This is a genomic window from Reyranella sp. (assembly GCF_004297265.1).
Lineage (GTDB): Bacteria > Pseudomonadota > Alphaproteobacteria > Reyranellales > Reyranellaceae > Reyranella.
Genome location: NZ_SCUT01000009.1, coordinates 116,381 through 132,456 on the forward strand (window position 1 = coordinate 116,381; position 16,076 = coordinate 132,456).

Here is a 16,076-nt window from a genome sequence, read left to right on the forward strand (position 1 = left end):
AGCGTCGCGCGGCCGACTACTCGGCCTTGATACCGATCTCCTTCATCACCTTCAGCATGATCTCGGTGTCTCGCTTGAAGACCTTGTTGGTCGCTTCGAAATCAAGCGGGCCGACGATCAGGTAATTGGCCATCAGCGCCTTCACCTTCTCGTCTGTGCCGGCTTCGAACAGCGTGTCCGAGAGCTTCTTCACGATGTCCTTCGGCGTCGCCGCCGGGACAGCGAAGACGGCGAAGGCCCGCGTCTCGTAGAAGCCGCCGACCGCGCCCTGCTCCACCATCGTCGCCACGCCGGGAAAGGCCGGAAGACGGTCGCCCATCATGGCGATGGCCCGGCCCTTGCCGGAGGCGATCACCGCCGCCGCACCGGCGGGACTGCCCGCCGCGCCGTCGAGCGCCTGGGCCGCGACGTCGGCGAACATCGCCGCCTCGCCGCGATACTGCACGACCTCGACCTTGAACCCGTACTGCCTGGCCATCGTCTCGATCAGCATCTGCGGCGTCGAGCCGGGTCCGTAGGCGCCGAAGTTCAACTTGTCGACCTTCTTGGCATACTCGAGGAACTGCTTGAGGTTGGTCGCGCCGGTCTTCTCGGCCGCCACGACCGGGCCGCCCAGGCTGGTCGTCATGGCGAGATAGGTGAAGTCCTTCTCCGGATCGTACGGCAGGTCCTTCACCGTGACCCGGTTCTGGATCAGCGACGAGGAGATGGTGCAGAGGATGGTGTAGCCGTCCGGGGGTGCGCGCTTCACCTCGGCCACGCCGATCGTGCCGCCGGCGCCACCCTTGTTCTCGACCACCACCGACTGGCCGAGCTTGCGGCCGAGATACTCGCCATAGACACGCGCGATGCCGTCGGTCTGCCCGCCCGCCGGATATGGCACGATGATGCGGATCGGCTTGGTCGGGAACGCACCCTGCGCCCGCGACGACGTGGTGAAAAGAGCCGGCGCCGCAAGGGCGCCCGCACTCGCAACAATGAGCCCGCGACGAGTCGGTGTCCGCATCACAATTCCTCCCTGATCCGTAGGGCCTTCCCGCCCCTTCGATCGTGTGGCGGGACACTAGTTCAGGAGATGTGATTCGGGCAAGGCGCGAGACGTCGCGTCAGAAGTCTGCCGTCAGTGAGAAGCGCACCGTGCGGGGCGCACCGAGGAACATGAAGAGCGCGCTCGTGTTGCTGCCGGCCCAGTAGTTGTTGTCGAGCACATTGTCGATGTTCAGGCGCGCCACCAGCAGCTTGCCGGGCGCTCCCGGATTGTCGAAGGCGTAGCGCGCCCCCACGTCGAAGCGGGTCCATTCCGGCATCATGCGCCGCGGGAAGGTTGTCGCGTCGATGTATTGCGCGCCGGTATAGACCGCGCGGCCGGTCAGAGTGAGGCCGCGCACGAAATCTACGTCGACCTCGCCGCCGAGGTTGAGCGTCACCTGCGGCGTGAAGGGCGCGATCCAGCCATCGGTCACACCGCCCTGCGTCTTCGCCAGCACCGGATTGATGAACATGGCTCCGGCGAGGATGCGGAAGCCGGGCGAGACTTCGCCGAACACGTTCAACTCGAGGCCCTGGTTGACCTGCTCGCCACCCAGGAACTGAGTGTTTGTGGTGGTGTTGGTCAGGATGCTCGGCTGGGCGATCTGGAAGATGCTGGCCGTCGTGGTGAGCGTGCCCCAGTCGATCTTCACGCCGGCTTCGTACTGCGTAGACTTGTAGGGCGGAAAGATGGTGCCGGCATTGGCGAACGGCGCCTGCACGATCGAGCCCTGCTGCAGCCCCTGGATCCAGTTGGCGTAGAAGGAGACGTTGTCCCAGAACGGCTTCACGACCAGCGCGACCGAGGGGCTGAGCGCGGTCTCGTTGTAGGACGAAGTCGTTGCACCGCTGACGACGTTGTAGTTGACGCTCGCCACCTGCTGCAGGCGCGCGCCCACCGTGAGCTGCACCCTCTTGTCCGCCGCCGACAGCGTGTCGGCGATGGCCAGGCTGTTCAGGCCCGCGAACGACGTCTTGTTGGCGCTCGGCACCGCGATGTTGGGGACACCGACCAGCGTCGGATTGTAGATATTCGTCGCGAAGGCGGGCTGCGAGCCGGTGGTCGTGTTGAAACCGTCGGTCTGCGAATAGATCGTGCCAATCACCGCCGCTTCGTGGTTGATGATGCCGGTGTCGAAGTCGGCGCGCACGCCGCCTTCGGCCGTGAGGTAGTTCGTCCACGAACTGTAGTTGAAGGGCGCGCCGCTGGTGGCCGCGCCGTAGAAGCTGGTGATCGTCGTGAAGGGCGTGTAGACGCCGGTGACGCGGTTGTCGTGCGCGCCGAACGAGGCGAAGGCCGTCACGTTCGGCGCCAGATCGACCTCTGCCTTCACCATGGTGAAGATGTCGGTACGCGCCTGGAAGCCCCAGGGCTGCGCGGTGGGATTGCTGCGGGCGCTGGGCGCCCACGGCAGCTGCACGCCCGCGGCCAGCGACAGATAGGGAGCGATGCCGGTCAGATACTGCGACTGGTAGCCGAAGTCGGCCGCCAGCCGGAATCCATCGCCGCGATAGTCGAGGCCGAGCGACGCCAGGGCTCGCTGGTCGGTGTTGTACTGGAGTTCCGTCTGGCCGGACCGGAAGACGCCGTTGAAGCGGGCGCCGAATTCCTTGTCCGCGCCGAAGCGCCGGCCGATGTCGGCATGCGCGCCGAACTGGCTGCCGGAAATGTAGTTGCCCGTGAGCTGCGTCAGCGGTTCGTCGGGCGCGCGCTTGGGCTGGACGTTCACGATGCCGCCGATCGCACCGAGCGGCGCCATGCCGCTCAACATGGCGCTGGGGCCCTTGAGGATGTCGACGCGCTCCATGAGTTCGGCCATCGGCGAGAGCGACGGCATGATGTTGAACAGACCGCCGAAGGCCCAGGACGTCGAATTGACGGGAAACCCGCGGATGTTGGCGCCGTCGGCGCCGGGACTGGTCGCCGGGCGCATGGCGCGCACCGAAGGATCGTCGGCCAGCACTTCCTGGATGGTCTTGGCCTGCTGGTCCTTCGCCTTCTTCGCCGTGTAGGTCGTCTGGTTGAACGGCGTGTTCATGACCTCGCGATTGCCCAGCAAACCCAGCTGGCCCCCGGTCGCGACCTGGCCGCCGGCGTAGGGGGCCGGCAAGTTGTCGATCATCGCCTGCTGCGGAACGATGGCGCCCTGAACCTGCACGGGATCGAGCTGCAGGGCGCCGCTCGCATCCGGCGCGCGACTGAGCATCACGCCGCCGCCCGGCGTGAAGCGCGCGACGATGCCGGTGCCGCCGAGCAACTGGCGCAGTGCGGCGTCGATGCTCATCGTGCCGGCGACCGCCTGCGACTGGAGCCCGCGCGCGACGGAAGCCTCGACCGAGACCTGGATGCCTGCCTGCGTGCCGAAGGCATTGAGCGCGGAAGCCAACCGCTGGGCGGGAATGTCGAAGGTGCGCTGCTGGCCCGAGGCCTGCGCCAGATCAGGACCGGCGGGATCGCCTTGCCCGACCTGTGCCCACGCGTTCGACGAGGCCGCCAAGGCCACGACCGTCAACATCACCGCCACGCTCTTACGCATATCGCCCCCGAAGCAAACTCCTGCGACACGGCTGGCGATGGCTGCGTGTCACATCAGAGACGTGGAGCTGCGATTTCTTTTCGACGGCCCGGGAAAGGCGGCGATCAGGAGCCTGACACGACGGTCAGGATCCGCGGGACCGGACGCACCTGCGCGCCGAACGGGCCGACCAGAACGCGCAGCGCCTCGGCCGGGTCGCGCAGATCGTAGAGGCCGGTCACGCGCTTCCGTAAAAGGGCCTCGTCGGTGACGACGATCCAGCCGCGATCGTAGCGGCGCAGATCGTTGATGACTTCGCCGACGGTGGCACCATCGACGAACAGCCTGTGGCGGCGCCACGATCCTGCCTCGGCGACAGGAAGAATGCTCTGCTCGATCGAGCCGTCGGTCCGGGAGACCAGTTGGTCGCCGGCCTTCAGGCTTCGCCGGACCTGTGTCTTCGCCGCCGTCCCCGGCATCGTGACCTCGACGGAGCCATGCTCGACCAGGACCGCCACGGCTCCGTAGTCGAGGCGGACATTGAAGGCCGTACCCGTCACGACGATCGAGACCTCGCCCGCGCGCACCGTGAAGGCGCGCGCGTCGCCCGGCTTCACCGAAAAGAACGCCTCGCCCTTGAGGAGCCTGACGGCGCGGGTGCTGCCGTTGAACTCCACGCCGATGGCGCTGGCCGCGCCCAGTTCGACGGTCGAGCCGTCCTGCAGGCCGACGCTGCGATGCTCGGCCGTCCGGGTTGCATGATCGGCGCCGAAATTCATGACCAGCGGCGGCGCGTAGAAGGACAACGCCAGCACCGCGAGCAGCGAGACGGCCGCCATCATCCAGCGCGAGGTGCGAGCCCGCGGCGCAGGCGCTGGCGACGGGACTTGCGAATGCCCTGCCTCGTCTGCCCTCACCCGATCCACATCGGCTTCCGTCGGCGTCGCGAAGGCCACCGCGCGCCAGGCCCGCTCGGCCTGCCGCCACGCCACCGCATGGGCCGGGTCGCGGGCGCGCCAGGCTCCGGCCGCGTCGTGGAGCGCGCGGTCGGCCGGCGCGGCCGACAGGCGCATCATCCAGTCCGTGGCCTGCCGAAGAAGCTCTCTGTCCGGCCTGCTTGCCGTCATCGTCCGATCATCCAAAGCGGCCCAAGGCCAAACCATCCCCTGACCATAGACGATCAGCCTGCGAATTTTTTCGATGTGTGCTTTTCGGCCCGGGTCAGGCGTCGGTCGATGCCAGCGCCACGGCGATCTCGACCAGCGCCTCGCGCACCAGACGATGGGCCGTATTGATCGAAACGTCGAGCTGCTCGGCGACCTCCTCCAGCGTGTAGCCGGCGATCCGGTGCATCTTGACGGCTTCACGCGCCCGCGCCGGCACGGTTTCGAGGATGGCGTCGATCCGCTCGATATCCTCGCGCAGGAAGAAGTCGTCCTCCGGCGTGCGCGGCTCTTGCGGCACCGTCCAGAAGGCCGACCGCGAGTAGTCCTCGCCATGTTTCGTTTCGAGCACGCGCTTGCGCATGACGTCGTAGGCGAGATTGCGGACGATCCGGTAGAGATAGGACAGCGGCTCCTTGATCGGATGCGCCGCACGCCCGGTGTTAGGCGCGAACCGCAGGTAAGCTTCCTGCACGACGTCCTCGGCGCGGGCGCGATCACCGACGATCGGCAGGGCAAACCGCACCAGCGCCGCCCGGTGCTGCATGAAGATCTCCGCTCTTTCGTCGGCGCTTCTCACTTGACGCAAAGCCCGGTTGCGAATGGTTCGCATCAATAGGTCATGCCACGTCGAAGCGCAAACTTCTTCGTTGTTTCCAGGCTGGCGGTCCTGGACAAGTAGCGACGATGCTCGCCGCGACATCGCACGCCCGGAACGAATGTGGAGTTGCATGATCTTCTGGATCGCCTGCGCGGCGGGCATCGCCGCCGCCTATCTCCTGGGCTCGCTTCCCACCGGCTATCTCGCCGGCCGGCTGCTCAAGGGCATCGACATCCGCGAACATGGTTCCGGCTCGACCGGCGCGACCAATGTGCTGCGCACGCTGGGCAAGGGACCGGCGCTGGCAGTGCTGCTGGTCGACGTTCTCAAGGGCGTCGCGGCCATTCTTCTTGCACGCTGGCTCTATCCCGGACTGCAGGCGCCGGCTGTGTGGCTGCCTTGGGCGGTCTGCCTGTGTGGCCTCGCCGTGCTGCTGGGACACAGCCGCTCGGTCTGGCTGGGCTTCACCGGCGGCAAGTCTGCGGCGACAGGGCTCGGCGTGCTGCTCGCGATGTCGTGGCCGGTCGGGATCGGCGCAGCGGCCGTTTTCGTCGCCGTGCTCGCGATCTTCCGGATCGTGTCGCTCGCCTCGATGCTGGCGGCTGTGACGGCCGCCATCCTCGTCTGCCTCCTGCCCGAGCCGCTGCCCTATCGCCTGCTGGTCGTCGCCGGCGGCCTCTACGTGATCGCGCTCCATCGCGCCAATATCGGTCGGCTGCTCGCGGGCACCGAGCCGAAGGTGGGGCGCAACAGCCCCTGATCCATTGTCAGCCGGGGGACTTGGGTCTTCCCCGCATCACCTCGGCGATGGCCTGGTCGAGATGGGCCTGCAGGAAGGGCTTGTTGAGGCGCGGCACGGTGCTGCTTTCGCCATTGGGCAGCTCGGCGTAACCGGTGGCCAGCAGGATCGGCAGGTCGGGGTGCCCGCGCCTGATCTCGGCGATCAGTTCGGTGCCGGTCATGCCGGGCATCGCCTGGTCGGTGACGACGAGATCGACGCGTTCCATGCGTTCGAGCGCCGCCAGCGCCTCGTGGCCGGAATAGGCGGTGGTGACCTCGTGGCCCAGATCCTCCAGCATGGCGGCGGTGTTCACCAGGATCAGCGCATCGTCGTCGACCGCGAGGATATGCAGCGGCGTCGTCTCCGGCGCAGGCGTTGGCTCGGATGCGTTGGAAGGGACGTCCTCGCCGCCGGCCACCGGGATCCACAATGATGCGGTCGTGCCGGCGCCCGGCACGCTCTCGAGGTGCAACCGGCCGCCGAGCTGCTCGGCAAGACCATGCACCATGGAGAGGCCGAGGCCGGTCCCCTTGCCGACGCCCTTGGTCGTGAAGAAGGGTTCGGTCGCGCGCGCCAGCGTGGCGGCATCCATGCCGTGGCCCTGGTCCCGGACCGAGAGGCGCACGTACCGCCCGGCCGGCAGCGGGAAGGACGCAGACGGCCTGTTCACGATCTCGCGCGCGGAGATGGCGATCACGCCGCCGCGCGGCATGGCATCGCGCGCGTTCACCACGAGGTTGAGCAACGCCATCTCGAGCTGGTTGACGTCGACCCGCACCGGCGGCAGCGACGCCGGGCAATCGACGTCGAGCACGATCGAGGGGCCGAGCGTGTGGTCGAACAGGGTCGTCATGCCGCCCACCAGCGAAGCGACCGAGGCCAGTTCGGGATCGAGCTCCTGTCGCCGCGCGAAGGCCAGCATGCGCTGCGTCAGGGTGGCGCCACGGCGCGCCGCCTGCATGGCATTGTCGATCAGCGGCAGGTTCCGGTCGGCGGCCGGCAGGCGCTTGCGCACCAGTTCGAGACTGCCGATCACGGCGGTCAGCAGATTGTTGAAGTCGTGCGCGACGCCGCCGGTGAGCTGGCCGATCGCCTCCATCTTCTGCGACTGGAACAGCGCCTCCCTCGCCCGCTCCAGCTCGAGCTGCGCCTCGCGCCGCTCGGTGATGTCGCGCGTGACCTTGGCGAAGCCGCGCAGCGTGCCGTCGGGCTCGCGCACCGGATCGATGACGATGCTCGCCCAGAAGCGCGTGCCGTCCTTGCGCACGCGCCAGGCCTCGTTCTCGAAGCGGCCCTCGTGGGCCGCGGTGGCCAGCGCCCGCTGCGGGGCGCCGGCGGCGCGGTCCTCCTCGGTGTAGAAGCGCGAGAAGTGCTGACCGACGATCTCTTCCTGCGTATAGCCCTTGATGCGCTGGGCGCCGGCGTTCCACGTCGCGACGTTGCCCTCGGGATCGAGCATGTAGATGCCGTAGTCGGTGACGCTCTGCACCAGAAGGCGGAACTCCTCCAGGTTGCGGCGCAGTTCCTCCCCGGCGGCGCGCCGCCGGGTGAGGTCGCGTATGACCATGGCGAAACCCAGCAGGGTGCCGTCGGACGCACGGATCGCATCCATGCCCTCATGCGCCCAGAAGCGCGCACCGTCCTTGCGCACACGCCAACCCTCGTGCTCGAGCCTGCCCTCGCGCAGAGCGATCTCGAGGGCGCGTGCCGGCAGGCCGGAGCAGCGATCCTCCTCGGTGTAGAAGCACGAGAAATGGCTGCCGATGATCTCGGCGGCGGTGTAACCCTTGAAGCGCTCCGCGCTGCTGTTCCAGCTCGCGACAGTGCCTGCGGGATCGAGCATGTAGGCGGCGTAATCGAGCACGCCCTCCACCAGCTGGCGGAACGAGCCTTCGTCGATGGGTTCGCGGCCGGACGCAAGGGCCTTCTGTGAAGGGGCCGACATGGCCCCTCTCTATCACAACTCGCGCCGACCGGAACGACTCCGTCGCTCGCGCGCCCGCTAGCCGAACCGCAGCGAGTCGAAGAACTGCGCGACCAGCGGGCTGCCGAGTTGGGACATCGGTCCCTGCGCGATCTGCGAGTAGATCGCCTCCGGCGTCAGATAGAAACGCGCCCGCACGAAGCGGTCGCCCGCCGCCGCCAGGACGAACTCGCGGCCGGTGAGCGGCCCGGTCTGGATTTGGCGCTGTTCCCGCACCGTGCTGCCCGGCCAGCTCTTCATCATCCCGCCCTGCGCCTGCTCCAGCGCGGTCGCGAGGGCCGCCCCGGACGGAACCGGATGCGGACTGGCCGGAACGATGTCCAGCAGCTCCAGGGTCACCTTGTCCGGCAGCATGTAGACATACGAATTGAGCGTCCCGCTGTGCGTCGGGACCTGCAGGTAGCGGTAGCCCAGCGGCATCTTCAGGCGATAGCGGTTGCCGGGGCCGGAGACGGCGACCCACACCACCTCCGCCCGTCCCGGCGTGGAGACCCCGATAAGACCGACCGCGGCGCCTGCGGTCACGAACAGCCGACGATGCATCATGTCATCTTCTCCCGATCAAGAAGTGGCATCCTGCGCCCGATCCGCGTTGGACGAAATGGGCACCGGCAGCAGTCCGGCCAGTGCGAGCCAGCACCCCGTAGCTAGGCGGAGCGCTCCCGGGAGGTTTTCGCCCCGTCGCGCGGCTGCCGGCGTCCCTTGAGAAACAGCGGCGGCACGATCATCGCAACGCTCTCGCGGTAGCGGCGATACTCGTCGCCGAACAGGTCGAGGAGTTCGTGCTCCTCCAGGGCAATGCCGACGAAGATGTAGGCCGTCGTCACCATCGCGAACAGCGCGTGTCCCACCGTCATGGTCGGCGCCACCCAGAAAGCGACGAGGAAGCCGAGATAGAGCGGATGGCGCACCAGCTTGTAGAGCAGCGGCGTCTGGAAACGCGGCGCTGATGCGGTGCGGCCGCTGAGATGGTTCACGACCTGCGAGAGACCGAATAGCTCGAAGTGGTTGATCAGGAAGGTGCTGGCAAAGACCAGCGCCCAACCGGCCAACGAAAGGCCGGTCAACACCAACGCCAGAGCATTGTCTGTATGCCACAGTACGCCCGGCATCGGGCGCCACTGCCAGAACAACAGCAGCAGCACGAGGCTCGCGGCCATCACGTAGGTGCTGCGCTCGACCGCCACCGGAACGTACTGCGTCAGCCAGCGCTTGAAGCGCTTGCGCGCCATAACGCTGTGCTGGACCGCGAACAGGGTGAGCAGTGCCAGGTTGACCAGCAACGCCTCCGGCGCGGAAACGAGCGCGCCGGCGTCGATGTCCTTCGGCACGCCAAAGCCGCTCACGAAACCGATCGCATAGAGGATGGTGACGAAGAACAGAAGATAGGCCGCGAGGCCGAACGCGAAGGCTATGAGACGGATCATGGGAATTTCTTTCGAGGCGAGAGTGGGATTCGGATCGGATGCGCAGACAACGCCGGTTCTAGAAATCTCGAGGCACGAGCCCGTCACGATCCAGGTGAAGGATGCCCGCTCGGCCGACGCCGATGTCGCGCAGCGTATGGTCACTCAATGCACGCAGTTCCTCGATGGTCCTGCGCCGCTGCCGCCGGCCTCTCTCGGTCCGCCACCATCCCAGTACGACAAGGACAGAGCGGTGGGCCAGGCGGCTGACGATGGTCCGGCCAAAAGGGAGGCTGATCGCCCGGGCGATGGCGCCGGGGATGTGGCTGGCGCGTCCCTCGGACGCTTGCCTCCAGGGACGCGATTGAACGAATGAACGAGTGTTCACGAAATTGCTCCGATAGGAGTCGGCGGCCCGGTGCGGGCCGGCCGACCGGCGCGCGCGCCTGGGGTTAGGTCGAGGTGTCGGCGGGGTCGTCGCGGATCACGACGGTCGCGGCGACGCGGCGGAAATCGTCACCGGGCATGCCAACGCGGGCCGCATGCTCGCGGATCGAATCCTCGTCGCGTGCCTGGTAGATACAGAAGGTGCCAATCCGGCCGTTCGGCTCGTGGACGACGTAGCTACGGATCCAGCGGACCTGGTCGGGCATCTCGTCATTGCCGATACGGGCGGACTTGGCGCCGGCGGCCTCCAGTTCCTGGAGATTGGCCCAAGCGGCCGGGCGGCGGATGACATAGAGTTCCATGGCATTTCTCCTGTATGAGGTGGCTCGTTCCCGAGGCGATTTCCGGTAAGGTGATGGCCGGGTTCGCTGGTGGAACGTGACAGGACCGCAACTTCGCGTCCTTATCCCACCCTTATGATCTTCTGATCGTTTGCCGACGGTCGTGTGTGTTTGTGGAGGAGGGAAACAGCTCCGATGGGAGTCTATCGCTTCGGCCAGTTCGAGCTGAACGAGGAGTCCCGGGTCCTCTGTCTGGCGGGGCGCGAGCTGGCAGTACAGCCGCTGGTCTTCGACTTCCTCTCTCTGCTGCTGCGCCATCGAGACAGGGCGCTGAGCAAGGCCGAGCTGCTCGATACCTTATGGCCCAGCGTCACGGTCACGGAAGCCTCGCTGCAGCGCGTGGCAAGCCTTGCCCGCGCCATCCTCCGCGAGGGCAATATGGACGGCGCGTTGCGCAACCTGCCGCGCTTCGGCTACCGGCTGTTCCACGACACCCCGGAGGCAGCCCAGAGCCTTGCATATCCTGCCGACGCAGCGACTTCGACCCTGGCCGCTTCCTCACCCCTCCCAATCGCGGCGCCGACTACGCATCTCGCGGCGGCCCGCTCGGCAATCGCCGCCCGCAAGTGGAAGGAAGCAGCCGACGCCTTCGCCGCGGCCGATGCCGATGCCGAGGGTGCGCTGTTGCCGGCTGACCTCGAGGACTGGTCCCTCGCCATCGAGTGCATTGGCCATCCATCCGACGCCGTGCCGCATCTCACGCGCGCCATCGCCGGCTACAGCATGAGCGGCCAGCGCCTGCGGGCGGCCAATGCCGCGATCTCGCTGTCGCGCATCCACCTCGAGAAGGGCGAGCTTGCCGTCAGCAGCGGCTGGCACAAGCGCGCGGCATCGCTGATCGGCGGCAGGCACGACAGCCGCGAGCATGGTCTGTGGTGTTACATGGGCGCGCGCATCGCCGGTGCCGAGGGCGATTCCGAGCGCGCGCTGGCCTGTGCAGAGCAGGCGAGTGCGCTCGGCAACAAGCTCGACGACCCGGTCGTCGAGTCGCTCGGCCTCGTCTACCGCGGCTTCTTCAAGATATGCCTGGGCGAGATTAGGGCGGGCCTGGAGGACCAGGACTTCGCCGCGGCGCTCGGCCTGTCGAGCGACATCGATCCGATCGCCGGGGGCGTTCTCTACTGCAACATCCTCTGGGCTTGCCGCATGTCCGGCGACTGGGCGCGCGCCGACCAGTGGTCGGTCAGCTACGGGCGCTGGTACCGTGCCTCCGGCATCGAGGATCTGACCGGCTCCTGCAATCTGCATCGCGCAGAGGTGCTGAGCGTGCAGGGCACGCTAAAGGAGGCAGAGGCGATCGTGCGTACGGCACTCGACCGGCTGGAACACGATGCGCCTTGGGCCAAGGGTGACGCGCTGCGCGTGCTGGGCGACATCCATCTCGCGGCCGGCGATTTCGCGCAGGCCGAAGCTCGCTATCGCGCCGCATACGAGGTCGGTTGGGATCCGCAGCCGGGCCAGGCGCTGCTGCTCCTCGAACAGGGCAATGCCGAAGGCGCCTTTCGCAGTCTCGAACGATCGCTGCTCAGCAGGGCATGGCCGACGCAGCAGCGGCGCGGAATCCTGCTCGCAACGCTCGCCAAAGCAGCGGCACGAACGGCGCGCGCCGAGCACGCCGCGGCAATCGTGGCCGAGCTGGAGGCCGATCCGAGCCGCTGGCCGCACGCTTCGATCCGCGCCCTGATCGCCGAAGCCAAGGCCGAGATCATGCTGAACGCGGCCCGGCTCGACGAGGCGGTGCGCGAGCTGCAGGCCGCCTCTTCCCTCTGGACGGAGATCGGCTCGGTCTTCAACGCCGCCGAGGCCAGGCTCTCGTTGACCGCGCTGCTGCTGCGGCTCGACGACTGCGCCGGTGCCGAATTCGAGCTCCGGACCGCCCGTTCCATTGCCCGCAAGGTCGACTCGCCGCGCCTGTCGCAACGGTACGAGGCCCTTGAAGCAGCGCTCGCGGGCCGTCACGGGAAATGACCGCCCCGTCGCTGTCGCCGCCCCTCACACGCCCGTAAGCCGGTACTGCCGCTGGAAGAAGGCCGAGTGCATTCCGCCTTCGGGCGGACGCGCGGAGATGTGCTGGGTGACCTGGGCGTCGGCCGAGGCGTTGCCGGCGACCATCAGCATGACGTGGTTCACCGGAATGGTCTTCAGCGTGCCGCGCCGCAGCAGCTCGTCGAAGACCTGCTCGGGCTCGCCCTCGGGAGCCGGAGTCCAGTAGCGGATCGCGTTCAACATGCTCCGCGTCCCGGCGTCCTGGAGCCGGTAGTCGCCGTCGACATAGTGCGTGCCCAGGGTTTCGATACGCGCGATGCAGATCGGCTCACCGGCGGCCGCCGCGTCCTCCAGGCTGTGGTCGGTGTGCAGCCCGTGCGGTTCGGGGAAGACGAACCGGCCGTAGGCATAGTGCTCCTTGCGATAGGACGCGGGAGGAACGAGCACGCCCATCATCGCGTCGACTTCCTCGTTATAGAGGCGGACATATTCCGCCATGGGATCGTCCGTGCCCTCGGCGACCTTCCGCGCCCAGCTTTCGTCGACGTTGACCGTCACGACCTCGTCGAACTGGCAGGCGCGCTCGAAGATCTCCTTCACCACGTTGTCACGGAAGCGGGCGATCGCCAGCGGCAGATGCGTGTGTGCCTCGCGATCGTTGAAGCGCTCATGCAGGCGTTCCAGCACGGACCATTCGCTGTCGGTGAAAGCCACCGGCTCCAGCAGCTTCAGCCGGGACGGCAGGCTCGTCCAGGCCTCGCGGAGGGACGTCGTCATTCCGCCAACCTAGCACGTACCGAGCCGAGATTTCATGGCAGCCCTCGCGATCACGTCCTCGCGGCATAGCCTCCGGGCGCGACGCCGACGACGCGTCGGAAGGCCGTGCTGAACGCACTCACCGAGCGATAGCCGCAGGCTGCCGCGACCTCGGCCAGCCGCGCGCCCCCGAAGCGCAGCCTGTCCTTGGCGAGCGCCATGCGCAGCCGCAGCAGGTAATCCATCGGCGGCAGACCGACGACGGCGACGAACCGTTCGGCAAAGGCTGAGCGCGACAGGCCCGCCACCCGGGCCGCGCGCTCCACCGTCCACGGCCGGCGCACGTCACCATGGAGCGCGCGCAGCGCCCTGGCGAGGTAAGGATCGGCGAGGCCCGCGAGCAACCCCGGTTCCGCCCCGCCACCCGCCGCCGGTGCCTGGCGGATCGCCTCGACCAGCAGGACCTCGAGCAGCCGTTCGAGTACCAGCGCCTGCCCGGCACGCTCCGAGGCGGACTCCTCGCGGATGAGCGCCAGGAGATGATGCAGGTACGGCCCCGTCGGATCGTGCGACAGGATTTCGGCACGACGCGGCACGAGTCCGTCGAGCAGGTCGGCGTTGGTCGGATCGAAGCTGAAGCGGCCGCCCAGGATCTCGACCTCGGGGGGCCGGGACGCATCGCCTAGGAAGCGCGCGCCCCCGCGTTGGGATGCGGCCGGACGCGGCGCGTAGTCTCTCTCGACCGTCGGCCGGGTTCCATCCGTCTCGCAGGACAGGCGCCAGACCGGCGGCCTCGACAGCAACAGGAAGTCGCCCTGCTCCAGCACGCGCGGCGGCTCGCCTTCGATGGCAAGATCGCACCGGCCCGAGGCAACGAAGCAGAGGACGACACCGGTGCTCGCGGGAAAGCGCACGGTCCAGTTCCCGTTGGCCTGCATCTGCTTCCAAAGCAGGGCCTTCGGGCGCAGCAGCGCGACGGTCTGCCCAAGCGGATCCACGTTCGGACGATCTCGAATGAAAAGCGGGGCCTCACGGATAGTGGAAGCCCGCCGCTCTGGCTAGCGTGGCCCATGTCCCAGAACACACCAATCACGCTCGCCACCTGGCGCACGTCCGACGTCATCGCCACCGCGTTCCGCACCGTCCCCGACTTCATCCCGACCGCGCGCATCGCGGCCGCGCCCGCGCCCTCCGACCTGCCCGAAGGACCGACCGCCGACTTCGGCGCCTTCGACGTCGCCTTGCCGCCCGACCGGCATTTCGACCTGCCGGCGCTGCTCGCCGCCACGGCAACCGATGCCTTCCTCGTCCTGCAGCGCGGCCGCATCGTCCACGAGACCTACGGAAACGGGCTCGATGCCGACACACCACACATCCTGATGTCGATGTCGAAGGCAGTGACCGGCCTGGTGGGCAGTGTGCTCGCCGAGGCCGGGACGCTCGACCTCGACGCGCCCGTCGCGTCGCTCGTCCCCGGGATCGCCGACACCTCGTGGCGCGGCGCCACCCTGCGCCATCTCCTCGACATGCGGGCCGGCGCCGCGCTCGACGCCGCGACGCTCGCTGCCTATGCCGCGGCGACGGGCTGGGAGGCCCTGCCCGCGGGCGCGCCGCCCGCCGACCTCGCGCGCTTCTTCACCGGCATGGCGTCCGCCCCCGGCACTCATGGCGGCGCCTTCAAATACGATTCGGCCAACACCGACCTGCTGGGTCTCGCCCTCGAACGCGCGACCGGCCGATCCTATGCGCAGTTCGTGAGCGAGCGTCTGTGGCAGCCGATGGGCGCGGCGCACGACGCGTTCGTCACCGTCGACAGCCGCGGCGCCGCGCGCTGCAGCGGCGGCGTCTGCGCCACCGCCCGCGATGTCGCGCGCCTGGGACAGCTCGTCCTCGACGGTGGCCGCCGCGGCGCGCGGCAGCTCGTGCCGGCACGGGTGATCGACGATCTGTGGACCGGTGGCGACGCGGGCGCCTGGCGTGCCGGACAGTTCGGCGCGAGTTTCGGCGCCATGGGGCTCGGCACGACGCGCTATCGCAACGGCTGGTACATCGTCGACGGCCCGCCGCGCCAGCTGTTCGCCATGGGCATCCATGGCCAGAACCTGTTCCTGGTGCCCGACCACGGGCTCGTGATCGTGAAATTGTCCTCGCTCGTCACGCCGATCGACCCGCCCGCGATCATGCTGGCCCATCGCGCCGTGACCGAGGTGGCGCGGCTGCTGCTTCCCTAGAGTGCGAAAGGGCGTCCCGCCGTGCAGCCCTGCCGATCGACAATCAGCGACCGGAGCGAAGCGGAGTGGAGGAAAGCGGCGGCTTCCCCTATGCGAACAGGAAGTCGGCGTCCGAGAGGCTCGCCGTCTGCACGCCGATCAGCGTGATGGCACTGGTCGTGCCGTCGCTCGTGTAGAACAGCGTCGTCGAGTTGTAGCCGAGGCCGAGGGGATCCCATTCGAAGGTCGAGAAGTCCGAGAAGGAGTGGATCGCCGCGACCGCGGTGAAGTCCAGCTTCTCGCCGTTGAAGTCGAAGGAATGGATCGTGTCGGAGCCCCACGTGGCGGCGGTGTAGACGTAGCGATTGAAGCCCGTCTCGCCGATCAGCGTGTCGTTGCCGGCGCCGCCGGTCAGGACGTCGTCGCCAGCGCCGCCGGCGATGTAGTCGTCGGCCGAACCCGCCGTCAGCACGTCGTTGCCGCCCCAGCCGTAGAGGAAGGTGTTCACGGTATTGCCGGCGCCATCGAGATGGTCGTCGCCCGGCACCGAGCCCTGCACCCATTCGATCGACGCCGCCGTGAGGTCGAGCGTCACGCCCGTATCGGACCAGACGAACAGCGAGTCGAAGCCGGCCCCGCCGTCGATCACGCTGTCGCCGCCCAGCTCGATCAGCGAATCGTCGCCGCCTTCTCCCCGCAGGATATCAACCCCGCCATTGCCCAGCATGAGATCGGCGCCATCGCCGCCCGACAGCGTATCGGTGCCGTCGCCGCCATCGAGATAGTCGCCGAAGGCCGAGCCGGTGAGCGTGTCGTCGCCGCCCATGCCGTAGATGTAGACCGCGCCGCTCTGGCT

General features: G+C 68.0%; 14 protein-coding genes and 1 pseudogene. 3 read left to right on the forward strand and 12 right to left on the reverse strand.

What is annotated here, in order from left to right; genetic code table 11:
* Positions 1-16: 16 nt before the first annotated feature.
* The 4 genes from EPO41_RS03495 to EPO41_RS03510 all read right to left on the reverse strand — a co-directional run bounded on the left by EPO41_RS03495 (position 17) and on the right by EPO41_RS03510 (position 5,471).
* Positions 17-1,006: a tripartite tricarboxylate transporter substrate binding protein gene (locus EPO41_RS03495; protein WP_296320450.1), complete on the reverse strand. Its 990-nt coding sequence runs from the start codon at positions 1,004-1,006 to the stop codon at positions 17-19.
* Between the two features lie 100 nt (positions 1,007-1,106).
* On the reverse strand, positions 1,107-3,566 hold the full coding sequence (locus tag EPO41_RS03500) for a TonB-dependent receptor (RefSeq protein WP_296320453.1): 2,460 nt from the start codon (positions 3,564-3,566) through the stop codon (positions 1,107-1,109).
* Between the two features lie 104 nt (positions 3,567-3,670).
* Positions 3,671-4,672 (reverse strand): FecR domain-containing protein, encoded by a 1,002-nt coding sequence (locus EPO41_RS03505; protein WP_296320456.1) that lies wholly within the window; start codon positions 4,670-4,672, stop codon positions 3,671-3,673.
* 94 nt (positions 4,673-4,766) lie between these two features.
* A complete protein-coding gene (locus tag EPO41_RS03510; RefSeq protein ID WP_296320498.1) occupies positions 4,767-5,471 on the reverse strand; it encodes a sigma-70 family RNA polymerase sigma factor in 705 nt (234 codons plus the stop codon).
* Here EPO41_RS03510 and plsY point away from each other — a divergent pair.
* Positions 5,440-6,069 (forward strand): glycerol-3-phosphate 1-O-acyltransferase PlsY, encoded by a 630-nt coding sequence (gene plsY, locus EPO41_RS03515; protein WP_296320501.1) that lies wholly within the window; start codon positions 5,440-5,442, stop codon positions 6,067-6,069. The genes EPO41_RS03510 and plsY overlap by 32 nt on opposite strands.
* A 7-nt stretch (positions 6,070-6,076) precedes the next feature.
* Here plsY and EPO41_RS03520 read toward each other — a convergent pair whose 3' ends face one another.
* From EPO41_RS03520 to EPO41_RS03535, 5 genes are all read right to left on the reverse strand, one after another.
* Entirely contained in the window at positions 6,077-8,035 is a 1,959-nt protein-coding gene (locus tag EPO41_RS03520) for a PAS domain-containing sensor histidine kinase (protein ID WP_296320502.1), read from the reverse strand.
* Positions 8,036-8,092: 57 nt separating this feature from the next.
* A complete protein-coding gene (locus EPO41_RS03525; RefSeq protein WP_296320506.1) occupies positions 8,093-8,620 on the reverse strand; it encodes a hypothetical protein in 528 nt (175 codons plus the stop codon).
* A gap of 101 nt (positions 8,621-8,721) precedes the next feature.
* Entirely contained in the window at positions 8,722-9,501 is a 780-nt protein-coding gene (gene mddA, locus EPO41_RS03530; protein ID WP_296320508.1) for a methanethiol S-methyltransferase, read from the reverse strand.
* Between the two features lie 58 nt (positions 9,502-9,559).
* Positions 9,560-9,868, reverse strand: coding sequence for a DUF1127 domain-containing protein (locus EPO41_RS29720; RefSeq protein ID WP_363246944.1), 309 nt, complete (start codon positions 9,866-9,868; stop codon positions 9,560-9,562).
* Between the two features lie 64 nt (positions 9,869-9,932).
* On the reverse strand, positions 9,933-10,229 hold the full coding sequence (locus EPO41_RS03535; RefSeq protein WP_296320510.1) for a nickel-binding protein: 297 nt from the start codon (positions 10,227-10,229) through the stop codon (positions 9,933-9,935).
* Between the two features lie 174 nt (positions 10,230-10,403).
* On the opposite strand from EPO41_RS03535, the gene EPO41_RS03540 reads away from it, so the two are divergent.
* On the forward strand, positions 10,404-12,236 hold the full coding sequence (locus tag EPO41_RS03540; RefSeq protein ID WP_296320512.1) for a winged helix-turn-helix domain-containing protein: 1,833 nt from the start codon (positions 10,404-10,406) through the stop codon (positions 12,234-12,236).
* A gap of 24 nt (positions 12,237-12,260) precedes the next feature.
* Here EPO41_RS03540 and EPO41_RS03545 read toward each other — a convergent pair whose 3' ends face one another.
* Complete coding sequence (locus EPO41_RS03545; RefSeq protein WP_296320515.1) at positions 12,261-13,031, reverse strand: hypothetical protein; 771 nt, start codon at positions 13,029-13,031, stop codon at positions 12,261-12,263.
* A gap of 50 nt (positions 13,032-13,081) precedes the next feature.
* The gene (locus EPO41_RS03550; protein WP_296320516.1) at positions 13,082-14,008 is read right to left on the reverse strand and encodes an AraC family transcriptional regulator; all 927 of its coding nucleotides are present in this window, start codon (positions 14,006-14,008) and stop codon (positions 13,082-13,084) included.
* A gap of 72 nt (positions 14,009-14,080) precedes the next feature.
* Here EPO41_RS03550 and EPO41_RS03555 point away from each other — a divergent pair, with 72 nt between their 5' ends.
* A complete protein-coding gene (locus tag EPO41_RS03555) occupies positions 14,081-15,241 on the forward strand; it encodes a serine hydrolase (protein WP_296320518.1) in 1,161 nt (386 codons plus the stop codon).
* An 88-nt stretch (positions 15,242-15,329) separates the two neighbouring features.
* On the opposite strand, the pseudogene EPO41_RS03560 reads toward EPO41_RS03555, so the two are convergent.
* Positions 15,330-16,076: pseudogene (locus tag EPO41_RS03560) on the reverse strand (hypothetical protein); the annotation flags it as partial.

Coding starts and splice junctions, on each gene's coding strand:
- EPO41_RS03535 (WP_296320510.1), bottom strand. CDS start 10,229: ATGGAACTCTATGTCATCCGCCGCCCGGCCGCTTGGGCCAATCTCCAG.
- EPO41_RS03540 (WP_296320512.1), top strand. CDS start 10,404: ATGGGAGTCTATCGCTTCGGCCAGTTCGAGCTGAACGAGGAGTCCCGG.
- EPO41_RS03545 (WP_296320515.1), bottom strand. CDS start 13,031: ATGACGACGTCCCTCCGCGAGGCCTGGACGAGCCTGCCGTCCCGGCTG.
- EPO41_RS03505 (WP_296320456.1), bottom strand. CDS start 4,672: ATGACGGCAAGCAGGCCGGACAGAGAGCTTCTTCGGCAGGCCACGGAC.
- EPO41_RS03500 (WP_296320453.1), bottom strand. CDS start 3,566: ATGCGTAAGAGCGTGGCGGTGATGTTGACGGTCGTGGCCTTGGCGGCC.
- EPO41_RS03555 (WP_296320518.1), top strand. CDS start 14,081: ATGTCCCAGAACACACCAATCACGCTCGCCACCTGGCGCACGTCCGAC.
- EPO41_RS03520 (WP_296320502.1), bottom strand. CDS start 8,035: ATGTCGGCCCCTTCACAGAAGGCCCTTGCGTCCGGCCGCGAACCCATC.
- mddA (WP_296320508.1), bottom strand. CDS start 9,501: ATGATCCGTCTCATAGCCTTCGCGTTCGGCCTCGCGGCCTATCTTCTG.
- EPO41_RS03525 (WP_296320506.1), bottom strand. CDS start 8,620: ATGATGCATCGTCGGCTGTTCGTGACCGCAGGCGCCGCGGTCGGTCTT.
- EPO41_RS03495 (WP_296320450.1), bottom strand. CDS start 1,006: ATGCGGACACCGACTCGTCGCGGGCTCATTGTTGCGAGTGCGGGCGCC.
- EPO41_RS03510 (WP_296320498.1), bottom strand. CDS start 5,471: ATGCCCGCCGCGCAGGCGATCCAGAAGATCATGCAACTCCACATTCGT.
- plsY (WP_296320501.1), top strand. CDS start 5,440: ATGATCTTCTGGATCGCCTGCGCGGCGGGCATCGCCGCCGCCTATCTC.